At 61.8% G+C, this 12,174-nt stretch carries 11 protein-coding genes and 1 pseudogene; 5 read left to right on the top strand and 7 right to left on the bottom strand.

The genetic code is table 11. The features are described 5' to 3' along the window. Positions 1-80: 80 nt before the first annotated feature. The 5 genes from CKW25_RS08350 to CKW25_RS08370 form a co-directional block, all read right to left on the bottom strand. A complete protein-coding gene (locus tag CKW25_RS08350; RefSeq protein WP_095078712.1) occupies positions 81-878 on the bottom strand; it encodes an enoyl-CoA hydratase/isomerase family protein in 798 nt (265 codons plus the stop codon). Next, positions 875-2,032: a citronellyl-CoA dehydrogenase gene (gene atuD / locus CKW25_RS08355; RefSeq protein ID WP_095078713.1), complete on the bottom strand. Its 1,158-nt coding sequence runs from the start codon at positions 2,030-2,032 to the stop codon at positions 875-877. Before atuD ends, CKW25_RS08350 begins: the two co-directional genes overlap by 4 nt. A 138-nt stretch (positions 2,033-2,170) precedes the next feature. Then, positions 2,171-3,787 (bottom strand): geranyl-CoA carboxylase subunit beta, encoded by a 1,617-nt coding sequence (atuC, locus tag CKW25_RS08360; RefSeq protein ID WP_095078714.1) that lies wholly within the window; start codon positions 3,785-3,787, stop codon positions 2,171-2,173. 3 nt (positions 3,788-3,790) lie between these two features. After that, positions 3,791-4,660: an SDR family oxidoreductase gene (locus tag CKW25_RS08365; protein ID WP_095078715.1), complete on the bottom strand. Its 870-nt coding sequence runs from the start codon at positions 4,658-4,660 to the stop codon at positions 3,791-3,793. Positions 4,661-4,672: 12 nt separating this feature from the next. Beyond that, positions 4,673-6,463: an acyclic terpene utilization AtuA family protein gene (locus CKW25_RS08370; RefSeq protein ID WP_095078716.1), complete on the bottom strand. Its 1,791-nt coding sequence runs from the start codon at positions 6,461-6,463 to the stop codon at positions 4,673-4,675. A gap of 178 nt (positions 6,464-6,641) precedes the next feature. On the opposite strand from CKW25_RS08370, the gene CKW25_RS08375 reads away from it, so the two are divergent. From CKW25_RS08375 to CKW25_RS08385, 3 genes and pseudogenes are all read left to right on the top strand, one after another. After that, entirely contained in the window at positions 6,642-7,265 is a 624-nt protein-coding gene (locus CKW25_RS08375; RefSeq protein ID WP_095078717.1) for a TetR/AcrR family transcriptional regulator, read from the top strand. A gap of 103 nt (positions 7,266-7,368) precedes the next feature. Then, positions 7,369-8,163, top strand: a complete 795-nt coding sequence (locus CKW25_RS08380) for an ABC transporter substrate-binding protein (RefSeq protein WP_095078718.1) — start codon at positions 7,369-7,371, stop codon at positions 8,161-8,163. 91 nt (positions 8,164-8,254) lie between these two features. Beyond that, positions 8,255-8,456, top strand: a pseudogene (locus CKW25_RS08385) (GNAT family N-acetyltransferase); the annotation flags it as partial. A gap of 152 nt (positions 8,457-8,608) precedes the next feature. Here CKW25_RS08385 and CKW25_RS08390 read toward each other — a convergent pair. Continuing rightward, positions 8,609-9,157 carry an RNA polymerase factor sigma-70 gene (locus tag CKW25_RS08390; protein ID WP_095078719.1) on the bottom strand — a complete coding sequence of 183 codons (549 nt, stop codon included), beginning with the start codon at positions 9,155-9,157 and terminating at the stop codon, positions 8,609-8,611. 396 nt (positions 9,158-9,553) lie between these two features. Between CKW25_RS08390 and CKW25_RS08395 the strand changes: the two genes are divergently transcribed. Then, positions 9,554-10,378, top strand: a complete 825-nt coding sequence (locus CKW25_RS08395; protein WP_095078720.1) for an alpha/beta fold hydrolase — start codon at positions 9,554-9,556, stop codon at positions 10,376-10,378. Between the two features lie 79 nt (positions 10,379-10,457). On the opposite strand, the gene CKW25_RS08400 is transcribed toward CKW25_RS08395, so the two are convergent. Further along, positions 10,458-11,075, bottom strand: a complete 618-nt coding sequence (locus tag CKW25_RS08400) for a TetR/AcrR family transcriptional regulator (RefSeq protein ID WP_095078721.1) — start codon at positions 11,073-11,075, stop codon at positions 10,458-10,460. Positions 11,076-11,208: 133 nt separating this feature from the next. Between CKW25_RS08400 and CKW25_RS08405 the strand changes: the two genes are divergently transcribed. Beyond that, a complete protein-coding gene (locus CKW25_RS08405) occupies positions 11,209-12,123 on the top strand; it encodes a DUF808 domain-containing protein (protein WP_095078722.1) in 915 nt (304 codons plus the stop codon). Positions 12,124-12,174: the final 51 nt, after the last annotated feature.

Consider the following 12,174-nt stretch of genomic DNA (forward strand, 5'->3'; position numbering starts at 1 on the left):
TCAATTCCCTTGGTGAATGCGGTGTGTGTGAGGGCCCCATCGTCGAAACGCCGTCGGCTGCGGACCCGTTCGCGATGCCTTCAGGGCGCCCAGCCGGGTTTGCGCTTTTGTACGAAAGCCATCGTCCCTTCGATGCCTTCGGCACCGGTCACGGCTTCAGCGAACCACTGGGCTGCCTGATCGAGCAACGGCCCCGACAGCTGTTCGGTGCTGGCCAGTAACAGGGCTTTGGTCGCGGCGTTGGCGCCCGGTGCGCAGCACAGTACGTGGGCGAGTACCCCATCCAGGCGTTCGGCCAAGGCCTGGGTATCGTGCTCGACAAAATGCACCAGCCCCAGGCGCCGTGCTTCGTGGCCATCAAAGCGGGCGGCGGTCAGTGCCAGGCGCCTGGCCTGGGTCAGGCCGATGCGCTGGACCACGAACGGCGCGATTTGTGCTGGCAGCAGGCCCAGGCTGGTTTCCGGCAGGCCGAATTGCGCGTTGTGTTCAGTCAGCGCAATGTCGCTGACACACGCCAGGCCAAACCCTCCGCCGAGCACCGCGCCTTGCAACACGCTGATCAGCACTTGCGGTGCATGCTGGGCCTCTTCCAGGAGCGAGCCGAACGCACGGTTCAATTCACGGTAAGCCTCCAGGCCTTGGGCCCGTGCGTTGGCCATGTCCTTCAGGTCGCCGCCGGCACAGAAGTGGCCGCCGGCACCGCCCAGCACCAAGGCTCGAACATCCCGGTCATCGCGCACCGCCGCCAGCACCGCACGCAACTCAGTGACCATCTGCAGGCTCATGGCATTGCGGCAGTCCGGACGGTTCAAGGTGATGTGCAGCACGCCGTTGTGCTGCTCCAGCAACAGGGTCTGGCAAGCGGGCAGGGTGCTCATTGTTTCTTCCCGGGCAGGATGCCCATCAGTTTGCAGATGATCCCCAGCATGATTTCGTCGGCCCCGCCGCCGATCGACACCAGCCGCACATCGCGATAGGCACGGGCCACCGGGTTGTCCCACATGTAGCCCATGCCGCCCCAGTATTGCAGGCAGCTGTCACTGACCTCGCGTCCCAGGCGCCCGGCCTTGAGCTTGGCCATGGACGCCAGGCGGGTGACGTCCTGGCCTTTGATGTACTGCTCGGTGGCCTGATAGACCAGGGCCCGCAGGCATTCGATTTCAGTCGACAACTCGGCGAGGCGGAAGTGGATGACCTGGTTGTCGATCAGCGCGTTGCCGAAGGTCTTGCGCTCCTTGCAGTACTCGATGGTGCTGTCGACACAGTACTCCAGGCCCTTGATCATGTTGGCGGCCCCGAACAGGCGTTCCTCCTGGAACTGCAGCATTTGCATCATGAAGCCGGCGCCTTCGTGGCCAATGCGGTTGCGTTGCGGAACGCGCACGTTGTCGAAAAACACCTGGGCGGTTTCCGAACTGCGCATGCCCAGCTTGTCCAGGTTCGGACTGAGGCTGATGCCGGGGGTGTTCATCGGCACCATGATCAGCGACTTGTTGATGTGCGCCTTGTCGTCCGAGGTATTGGCCAGCAGGCAGATGAAGTCGGCGTTCGGCGAGTTGGTGATCCACATCTTGCTGCCGTTGATCACGTAATCGTCACCGTCCTTGCGGGCGGTGGTTTTCAGCCCCGCGACATCGGAACCGGCACCGACTTCCGAGACGCCGATGCAGCCGACCTGCTCGCCGCTGATCGCCGGGCGCAGGAATTCCTCGCGCAACTCATCGGAACCGAAGCGGGCCAGGGCCGGGGTGCACATGTCGGTCTGCACGCCGATGGCCATCGGTATCCCGCCGCAACGAATGGTGCCGAACTCTTCGGCGGCGACAATCGAATAACTGTAATCCAGGCCCATGCCACCGAATTTTTCCGGCTTGGAAATCCCCAGCAGGCCGAGCTCGCCGGCCTTGCCGAAAATCTCGTGGATCGGAAAGCGCCCGGCTTTCTCCCACTCGTCGACGTGGGGGTTGATTTCGCGCTCGACAAACTGGCGGACGGTACGGCGCAGTGCTTCGTGTTCCTGGGTAAAGATCATTGTTGTTGTTCTCCTGGCGAACCCTGATCGCTCCCACGCTCTGCGTGGCAACGCTTCTTTGGACGTTCTGCGTCCGCTGTTGGGACGCAGAGCGTCCCGGGCTGCATTCCCGCGTGGCGCGCGGGAACGACCGACCGACTAAAACCGTGCGACACCAAAACTGTTGGACTGCAGCTGACGAACATCGGCCTCGTGACAAACATCCAGTAAGTAGCCCAACAGCGTACGGGTGTCCCGTGGATCAATCAGCCCGTCGTCCCACAGGTTGGCACTGCCATAGAGGGCGGTGGACTGGCTGTCGAGTTTTTGCGCGGTGACCTGTTCCAGCATGTCGAGCATCTTCGGATCCGGGACCAGGCCGTCCTTGAGCTGTTTGGCTTCGGTGACGATGCGCAGCACCTTGCCGGCCTGGGCCCCACCCATCACTGCCGTACGGCTGTTGGGCCAGGCGAAGATAAAACGTGGGTCCAGGCCCCGGCCACACATCGCATAGTTGCCGGCGCCATAGGAGCCGCCGACCACCAGGGTCAGCTTCGGTACCCGTGCGTTGGCCACCGCCTGAATCAGCTTCGAACCATGCTTGATCACCCCTTGCTGTTCCGACTCGGTGCCGACCATGAAGCCGGTGGTGTTGTGGAAAAACAGCAGGGGGGTCTGGCTCTGATCGCACAACTGAATGAACTGCGCCGCCTTGCTGGCGCCTTGGGGGGTGATCGGGCCGTTGTTGCCGATAAAGCCGCAAGGTCGTCCCAGGATGTTCAGATGACCGCAGAGGGTCTGCCGGTCAAACTCACCCTTGAACTCCAGAAAGCGCGAGCCATCGGCGATGCGGGCAATGATCTCGCGCACGTCGTAGGGCTTTTTCGGATCATCGGGAATCAACCCCAACAGTTCATCGATGGGGTAGAGCGGTTCGTCCCAGGGCTGGGCGGCGAGCCGTGGCAGTCGCGCGTTCCACGGCAACAGGCTGACGATCTCGCGCACCAGGCGCACACCGTCGGCATCATTCTCGGCCAGGTACTCGGCGGTGCCGGCGATTTGCGCGTGCATTTCGGCGCCGCCGAGTTGCTCGTCGGTGGCGACCTCGCCCGTGGCGGCCTTGAGCAGCGGGGGCCCGGCAAGAAACAGTTTGGCCTTGCCGCGCACCACCACCACGTAATCCGACAGCCCTGGCTGATAGGCGCCGCCGGCCGTTGCCGAACCATGCACCACGGTAATCTGCGGCAAGCCCATGGCCGACATCCGCGCCTGGTTGGCGAAGCTGCGTGCGCCCTCGACAAAGATCTCGGCGGCGTAGTTGAGGTTGGCACCGCCGCTCTCGGCGAGGGTAATCACCGGCAGTTTGTTTTCCATGGCGATCTGCTGCAGGCGCAAGGATTTCTTCAGGCCACTGGGGGAGATGGTTCCACCCTTGATCGCGCTGTTGTTGGCCACCACCAGCACCCGCACGCCGGACACATGGCCAATCCCGGCGATCAGGCCGCCGCCGGCCTGGCTACCGTCCTTGTCATCGTGCAGCTTGTAGCCAGCCAGGCTCGCCAGTTCGAGAAACGGCGCGCCGGGGTCGAGTAACAGGTTCAAGCGTTCGCGCGGCAACAGCTGCCCGCGCTTGTCGAACTTCGCTTTGGCTTCGGCGGCCTTGCTCAGCAGGTTGCGCTCCAGTTGGCGGATCTGCTCGATACCGTCGAGCATCGCCTCGCGGTTTTGCGCAAACTGCGGGCTGAGGGGGTCTAGCAGGGATTCGATGACTGGCATGGATCACCCCTCGTCCTTGAGCACGTCGGGTAAATACGCTCGATGGAAACCATTGAACGACTCACTGTGTTGCGCCTTGTGCAGCGGCCACGCCCGGCTGCCAAGACTGGCGGCGCCGTCGATGCGCAAGGTGCTGCCGCTGACAAACGCGGCGGCCGGGCTCAGCAGGAACACGATCGCCGCGCTGACCTCCGATTCGGTGCCGATGCGTTTGAGGGGGACATGCTCACGCAGGGTCGGGATCACGGCCTTGAAGGCACCTTCGTAGGTGTCCATGCCACTGGAGGCAATCCAGCCCGGCGCTACCGCGTTGACGCGGACCCCGGCATAACCCCATTCGAAGGCGGCGGTCTTGGTGAAGTTGTCCATGCCCGAGCGCGCGGCCCCCGAGTGGCCCATGCCGGGCATGCCGCCCCACATGTCGGCGAGCATGTTGACGATCGCGCCGCCGGTCTTGCACATGGACTGGTTGAACACTTCCCGGGCCATCAGGAAGCCGCCCACCAGGTTGGTGCGCAGCACGGTTTCGAAGCCCTTCTGATTGATCGAGGCCAAGGGCGCCGGGTATTGGCCACCGGCATTGTTCACCAACCCCTGGATCGGACCATGTGTCTCGATCAATTGCGCCACCAACTGCTTGACCACTTCTTCATCGCGAATGTCGCAGGCCTGCCAACTGGCCTTGCCGCCGTCTTCGGTGATTTCAGCGGCGACCTGCTGGAGCTTTTCCGGCTTGCGCCCCACCAGCAGCACATGAGCACCGAGGGCCGCCAGTTCATGGGCGGTGCAACGACCGATGCCACTGCCACCGCCCGTGACGAGGATGTTCTGGCCAGCAAACAGATCGGGTTTGAATATTGAGTCGAAGGCCACGGTGACAGTCCTCTAGTTGACTTGGTCAGCGATGCTTTGCGGCACCGGGATCTGGATTTCCAGCAGCTGTTGAGCGAATGCCTTGCCTTGCGGGTCGATCCGCAGGCTGGCCACGCCACCGCCACCGAGGGCGTTTTCCAAGAGAAAGTTCAGGCTGTGGGTACCGGGCAGGTACCAGCGTTCGACACGCCCATGGACCGGGTCGAGTACGTGGCTCATCCAGTCGACCATCACCTCGGGCGTCAGCGCTTCGGCAATCCAGGGCAGGTAGTCGGGCGAGCGGGCCATCACGCCGATGTTGCTGTGATTGCCCTTGTCGCCGGAGCGTGCCACCGCCAGTTTCACCAGCGCCACACTGGCGTCGGCCCGGCCCTGGGGTTTGGGCGGGGCAAAGGGCACCGGCAGGGTGGCAGTATCGAGGTGATCGAGGGCGGGCAGAGGGCAGGCATGACGCTGGCCTTGCAGATCGACTTCCAGTGCGCAGGCGGTTTTGTCGATCAGGAACGAATACAGACGGATCAGCGGGTACACCGTCGGCCGGCCTCCGACGATGCCGGTCAAGCCCGGTGCCATGCCGGTGGCCGCCTGGGCGATCTCGCGGGAAAACAGGATCAACGCGTGCTTGTTCGGGTGCCGCACCGCGAGTTTGATCACCACCTCGCGGCTGTCCTGGCGCTGGCCGTGGGGGCCGTAGGTCGCTTCGCTGCCGAGCAGTTCGATGTTGACTTCGCTGTAGGGTGCCCAGCCACGTTGGCTGAACATCTCCGAGGTCCTGGCGATGATTGCGTCGCTGACTCGGCGGGCCTTGGCTACCGCATCGATGCCGGCGATCAGACAGCTGGCGGTACAGCGAAAGCCATCCGGATAGGTGGCGCTGACCTTGTATTGCGCCGAAGGGGGCAGACCCTTGGCGCCGTGCACCTGAACAAGGTGGTGGCCGTGCTGCTGGAGTTTGACCTGGCTGAAATCACACACCACGTCGGGTAGCAGATAGGCGCGTGGGTTGCCGATTTCATACAGCAGTTGCTCACCTACCGTCAGCGGGGTGACCAGCCCGCCGGAGCCTTCGGGTTTGCCGACCGTGAACTGGCCATCGGCGCTGACTTCGACGACGGGAAAGCCGATGTGCTCATAGTCCGGCACTGCTCGCCAATCGGTGAAGTTGCCGCCGGTGCACTGCGCTCCGCATTCAATGATGTGCCCGGCCAGTGCGGCCTGGGCCAGTTTGTCGTAGTCCTGCCATGACCAGCCGAACTCATGCACCAGGGCGGCGCTGACCACGGCGCTGTCGACCACGCGCCCGGTAATCACAATGTCCGCGCCCAGGCGCAGGGCTTCGACGATGCCGGGAGCGCCCAGGTAGGCATTGGTCGAGACGCACATCGGCGGCAGGGGCGCGCCGCTGAACATTTCCTGCACGCCGCGGGTCGCCAGTTGCTTGAACTGTGGTTGCAGGTCATCGCCCAGCAACACGGCGATTTTCAGGGGCACACCGGCCGCCTCGCATGCACCTTGCAGCGCGGCGGCGCAGGCCAGTGGATTGACCCCGCCGGCGTTGCTTATCACACGGATGTGCTGTTGGCTGATGCGGCCTAGGAGCGGAGCGAGCACCTCGACGAAGTCGGTGGCGTAACCGGCCTGGGGATCTTTCAGGCGGGCGCCGGCCAGCAGCGACATGGTGATTTCCGCCAGATAGTCGAACACCAGGTAGTCCAGCCGGGCGCCTTCGACCAACTGCGCAGCGGCGGTCGAGGTGTCGCCCCAAAAGGCACTGGCACAGCCGATACGAACGGTTTTGGTCATTGCGAGCCTCCGACAGAAGTGTTTTGAGACTACCAAGCAAGCGCTTGGTTTGTAAATGCCGGTTACAACTTCTGCCCAAGCGCTTGCTTGGTTTGCCCGGCCAGCTTAAATTGCCGCGCAACCCACTGCGTTGGCGGTGTGGCCGCACATTTGATTGAGCGACTGTAGGAGAGAACGGGTGGACGAGCAAAAAGCCCTGCTGGTAATGCGCGAGTTGGTCGACAATGGGCAACTGACCGACCCTGACAGCGCTCGTGGCAAACTGCTGCAGACGGCCGCTCACCTGTTTCGCAACAAGGGCTACGAGCGCACCACGGTGCGTGACCTGGCCAGTGCGGTGGGGATTCAGTCAGGCAGCATTTTTCATCACTTCAAGAGCAAGGATGAAATCCTGCGGGCGGTGATGGAAGAAACCATTCGCTACAACACCGCCTTGATGCGCGCGTCACTGGCTCAGTCCCCCACGGTGCGTGATCGGCTGCTGGCGCTGATCCGCTGCGAGTTGCAGTCGATCATGGGCGGTAGCGGTGAGGCCATGGCGGTACTGGTCTACGAATGGCGTTCGTTGTCCGAGGACGGGCAGGCCCAGGTGCTGGCATTGCGCGACATCTACGAGCAGATCTGGTTGCAGGTACTGGGGGAGGCCAAGGACGCGGGCTTCATTCGCGGCGATGTATTCATTACCCGACGTTTCCTGACGGGGGCCTTGTCCTGGACCACCACCTGGTTTCGCCCGGACGGCAGCATGAGCCTTGATCAATTGGCCGATGAAGCGTTGATTCTGGTGCTGGATGAGAAATGACGGGTTGACCAAAAACTAATAAATAGCCCTCCGTACATTGTCTAAGTGGGTGAAACCGCCTAGCGTGATGGGGGAGACAGTCTTTTCAGGGGTGGTGTTTTTGATGGCTTCGCCAGTGTGGACGGCTTCGCGGATCTTACTGATGGCGCTGGGTGCGTTGTTCGTACAGCCGACTTCGGCTGCCCAGTTGGTGCGAGTCGGTGCGGCGCACTTTCCGCCTTACACCGTCCGCCCGGAAAGCGGTGCCGACACCGGGTTGTTGCCGCAATTGGTAGTAGCCCTGAACCAACTGCAAACCGACTATCAATTTATCCTGGTACCCACCTCGATCCCGCGTCGCTTCGGTGACTTCACCCAGGGGCGGGTCGACATGGCGATCTTCGAGAACCCGGCCTGGGGCTGGCAGGAGATTCCCCACACAACCGTCGACATGGGGCTGGAAGATGCGGAAATCTTTGTCGCCCAACGACGTCCCGGTCGCGAGCAAACGTATTTTGCCGACCTGCAAGGTAAACGGCTGGCATTGTTCAGTGGATATCACTATGCCTTTGCCAATTTCAACGCGACCCCGAAGTTCCTCGCAGACGAATACAACGCCACGCTGACCTACTCCCACGACAGCAACCTGCTGATGGTCTTGCGTGATCGCGCCGATATTGCGCTGGTCACCCGTTCGTACCTGTTCGATTATTTCTTGCGTAACGAGGCGGTCGCGCAACAGTTGCTGGCGTCAGAACGCATCGATCAGGTCTATCACCATTACGCACTGATTCGCCCGACGGCCCCGATCAGTGGCGAGGCGTTCGGCAAGTTGCTGCAAGGCCTGCGGGACAATGGGCAGATGCTGAAGATCTTCGATCCATACAAGATTGCCATCGTCCCGGTGCCCAAGGGCTGAAGTCCGGTGCGCCCGCGCCGATTTGCCGGCCTGCCCTACATTTCCCTGTGCCGCTCACGTCACATCAACCAACGGTCGATGATTGCCGTGAGCCCGGGTTGCCCCCCTGTTCCTGGATGATCCGCGCACGCAACGGGTGGTGGCCGAGCCGCGCGCCGACGATGCGAAGATGATCGGGCACCTGCACAACCAGTGCTTGCACTGCGAAAAGGCATTCGATTTTCCCCACAAGCACGCGGCGCTGATGATCCTTGGGGCGTGAACGGTTTTTTGATCGTTGCGCGTTGGCGTGATTCGTTAGCCGGGAGCGCTTTTGTGGCGAGGGAGCTTGCTCCCGCTCGGCCGCGAAGCGGCCGTAATCTAATAAAGCGGGGTGCAGGTTCAGGGCCGCCTTGCGCCCCAGCGGGAGCAAGCGCCCTCGCCACAGGGGATAGAGTGTTCGGGGTCAACGACGGGCGTAGGTATCGCTGTGAGTGCCCGAGACCTTGCGACAATGCACCAGCGCATCACGGATCATGAAGTTCACCAGGGTGGGCGACACGCCCAGTTCCTTGGCGATGTCCTTCTGGGGCACACCGTGCAAGCGATACATCTCGAAGGCGTAGCGGGTGCGGCTCGGCAGTTTGCCGAGGGCGTCGGCGATATGTTCCAGGGTCGAGAAGTTGATGTGTGACGTTTCTGGCGAAGCCCCATGAATAACCACGTTCAAACCTTCTTCTTCAGTCCCTGAAAATTTCTGCTCCAACGCCTGTTTACGGTAGTGGTCGATCGCCAGGTTGCGCACGATCTGGAACAGGTAGCTGAGCTGCGCCTTGAATGAGGAGGTGATCTGTGGCGCCGACTGCAACCGGAAGAACGCATCCTGGACCACGTCTTCGGCGCGGGATCGGCAACCGGTAATACGAGCGGCGATCTTCACCAACGTCAGTCGGTGATCAACGAACGCCTGGATTAAGGGTGAATCGCACGTACTTGTGCAAACGGGTTCCGTCATGGAAGTCACCTTGCTACAGAAAGTTAATAGGACGACAAGGGATTTGGAGTCGTCCTACGTATCGAGCGACAAGCTATGACGAATGATAATTATTGTCAATTGCGGCGATGGTTAATTCTTCCAAACGAAGCGTCTTGCGAACGGCATCACGCTGGCAGGTCGTGAACCGCTGTGCGTCAAGCTGTCCTGCAGTGTGCGTCAGTGGTTGAGCGAGCTGCGCAAGGGCCAACCCCTGTTCGACAGCCTGTTCGTGTTGCGTCGAGGCGGAGGGTCGGTAGCGATTGTGCTCGCAGGCCTTGTCACATGCGCTATTGAAGCCGGAATTGACGCTCATGCGTGCGCGGGGCAGTCTGCCGGAGCATTTCTGACAGGCACACTGTGCAAAGGAGACAACGGATGCCCTTCGTTACGATTGATGGACAACCCCTTCACTATATTGACCAAGGTGTGGGTCCTGCGGTGTTGTTGGCCGGTAGTTACTTGTGGGACCAGGCTATGTGGACGCCACAGATTGCGGCCTTGTCGCAACAGTATCGGGTGATTGCCCTGGACCTGTGGGGGCACGGTGAGTCCGGGCCGCTGCCCCAGGGCACGGCCTCTCTGGATGACCTGGCGCGCCAGGCCCTGGCGCTGCTCGATCACCTGGACCTTGAGCGTGTGACGCTGGTCGGCCTTTCGGTCGGCGGCATGTGGGGGACGCGCCTGGCCCTGTCTCACCCGCAGCGCATCAACGGCCTGGTGTTGATGGACACCTACCTCGGCGCCGAACCCGAGGCCACCCGGCAGTACTATTTTTCGTTGCTCAAGCAGATCGAAGAGGCGGGTACGATTACGCCGCAGATTCTCGATATCGTGGTACCGATTTTCTTCCGGCCGGGAATCGACCCGCAGTCACCGCTTTATCAGCAGTTTCGCGCATCACTGGCAGCCTTGCCGCCTGAGCGTTTGCGCGAGAGCATCGTACCGCTGGGGCGGATCACGTTTGGTCGAGAGGGTGTGTTGGCGTGCCTGGGTCAGTTGAACCCGCAAGCCACGCTGGTGATGTGTGGTGACCAGGACACACCAAGACCGCCTTCGGAAACCATAGAGATGGCAGAGTTGATTGGTTGCCCCTATCGACTGGTGCCTGACGCCGGGCATATTTCCAATCTGGAAAATCCGCGGTTTGTCACTGAGGCCTTGTTGGCGTTCCTGGCTGACAGGCATCCGTGCAGCGGTTGATTGGAATTCGCAGGCCGCCCCCATTCGGGGCGCGGTACTGCACGGATCAAGCGCAGGCGAGCGGGCCCGCGATGGAGGGTCACTCGGCCCTGCGATCCGGCTCGCAGCCCTTGAGCACCAGGCGAATGATCGTCTGCGCCGCCGCTTCGTAATCCTCTTCATCGAGCTTGGCCTTGCCGGTGATGGCGGTGATCTGCCAGTCGAAGTCGGCGTAGGTCTGGGTCGCGGCCCAGATGCTGAACATCAGGTGATGGGGGTCGATGGGGGCGATCTGGCCGCGATCGATCCAGGTCTGTATGCAGTCGATGTTGTGCCTGGCCTGGCCGTTGAGTTGCTCCACCAAATCGGCGCTCAGGTGCGGGGCGCCGTGCATGATTTCGCTGGCAAACACTTTGGAGGCAAACGGCAGGTCGCGGGAGATGTGGATCTTCGAGCGAATGTAGCCACCGAGCACTTCACTGGGCTCTCCGTCGGCGTTGAACGGCGTCGAGGCCTGCAGGATCGGCTCGATGATGCTTTCCAGAACCTCGCGGTAGAGGTTTTCCTTGGATTTGAAGTAGTAATAGACGTTGGGCTTGGGCAGCCCCGCCTTGGCCGCGATATCGCTGGTTTTGGTCGCAGCGAAGCCCTTGTCGGCAAACTCTTCACTGGCGGCACGCAGGATCAGTTCTTTATTGCGCTCGCGGATAGTGCTCATAAAACAGGTGATTCCTTGCCTGTACTGGCGGTTGCGCATGGTAGCACCGGCCTCGCGCGACGCTCAAGAATGCCCTTACGCAGCGTGGCAGGCTATGCTGCACATCACTTATTGACGAAGGACACCCTGAGCCATGGCAGGAAGCAGTTTGCTGTTGTTGATCGATGACATTGCCGCGGTGCTCGACGATGTTGCGTTGATGACCAAGTTGGCCGCGAAAAAGACCGCTGGCGTCCTCGGTGACGATCTGGCGCTCAATGCCCAGCAGGTGTCTGGCGTGCGCGCCGAGCGGGAAATTCCAGTGGTCTGGGCGGTGGCCAAGGGCTCGTTCATCAACAAGCTGATCCTGGTGCCGTCGGCGCTGGCCATCAGCGCATTCGTTCCCTGGCTGGTCACGCCACTGCTGATGCTGGGGGGGGCTTACCTGTGTTTCGAAGGGTTTGAAAAGCTGGCGCACAAGTTCCTCCACAGCAAGGCCGAAGATCAGGCCGAGCATGCGCAGTTGGTCGAGGCCGTGGCCGACCCGGCGGTCGACCTGGTGGCCTTCGAGAAGGACAAGATCAAGGGCGCGGTGCGCACTGACTTCATCCTCTCGGCGGAAATCATCGCCATCACCCTGGGTACCGTGGCCGACGCGCCGCTGACGCAGCAGGTGATCGTGCTGTCGGGGATTGCCATCGTCATGACCGTCGGCGTTTACGGCCTGGTGGCGGGCATCGTCAAGCTCGACGACCTCGGCTTGTGGCTCACGCAGAAACCGGCGCAGATGGCCAAAAGCATCGGGGGCGCGATCCTGCGAGCTGCACCGTACTTGATGAAAAGCCTGTCGGTGATCGGTACGGCCGCGATGTTCCTGGTTGGGGGCGGGATTTTGACCCACGGCGTGCCTGCGGCGCATCACTGGATTGAAGGTGTGAGCCAGAGCGCTGGCGGCTTCTCGTGGATCGTGCCGAGCTTGCTGAATGCCGTGGCCGGGATTGTGGCGGGGGCGGTGGTGCTGGCCGGTGTGATGATGGTGAGCAGGGGCTGGCGTGCGGTCAAAGGCTGAACAAGCAATGTACGCACGCTCCCACAAAGGACAGGGGATGACAGGTGCATG

Source organism: Pseudomonas sp. Irchel s3h17 (genome assembly GCF_900187505.1).
Lineage (GTDB): Bacteria > Pseudomonadota > Gammaproteobacteria > Pseudomonadales > Pseudomonadaceae > Aquipseudomonas.

Bases quoted from the DNA above. Each gene is read 5' to 3' on its own strand.
- CKW25_RS08350 (WP_095078712.1), bottom strand. From the start codon at position 878: ATGAGCACCCTGCCCGCTTGCCAGACCCTGTTGCTGGAGCAGCACAAC.
- atuD (WP_095078713.1), bottom strand. From the start codon at position 2,032: ATGATCTTTACCCAGGAACACGAAGCACTGCGCCGTACCGTCCGCCAG.
- atuC (WP_095078714.1), bottom strand. From the start codon at position 3,787: ATGCCAGTCATCGAATCCCTGCTAGACCCCCTCAGCCCGCAGTTTGCG.
- CKW25_RS08370 (WP_095078716.1), bottom strand. From the start codon at position 6,463: ATGACCAAAACCGTTCGTATCGGCTGTGCCAGTGCCTTTTGGGGCGAC.
- CKW25_RS08380 (WP_095078718.1), top strand. From the start codon at position 7,369: ATGGCTTCGCCAGTGTGGACGGCTTCGCGGATCTTACTGATGGCGCTG.
- CKW25_RS08390 (WP_095078719.1), bottom strand. From the start codon at position 9,157: ATGACGGAACCCGTTTGCACAAGTACGTGCGATTCACCCTTAATCCAG.
- CKW25_RS08395 (WP_095078720.1), top strand. From the start codon at position 9,554: ATGCCCTTCGTTACGATTGATGGACAACCCCTTCACTATATTGACCAA.
- CKW25_RS08400 (WP_095078721.1), bottom strand. From the start codon at position 11,075: ATGAGCACTATCCGCGAGCGCAATAAAGAACTGATCCTGCGTGCCGCC.
- CKW25_RS08405 (WP_095078722.1), top strand. From the start codon at position 11,209: ATGGCAGGAAGCAGTTTGCTGTTGTTGATCGATGACATTGCCGCGGTG.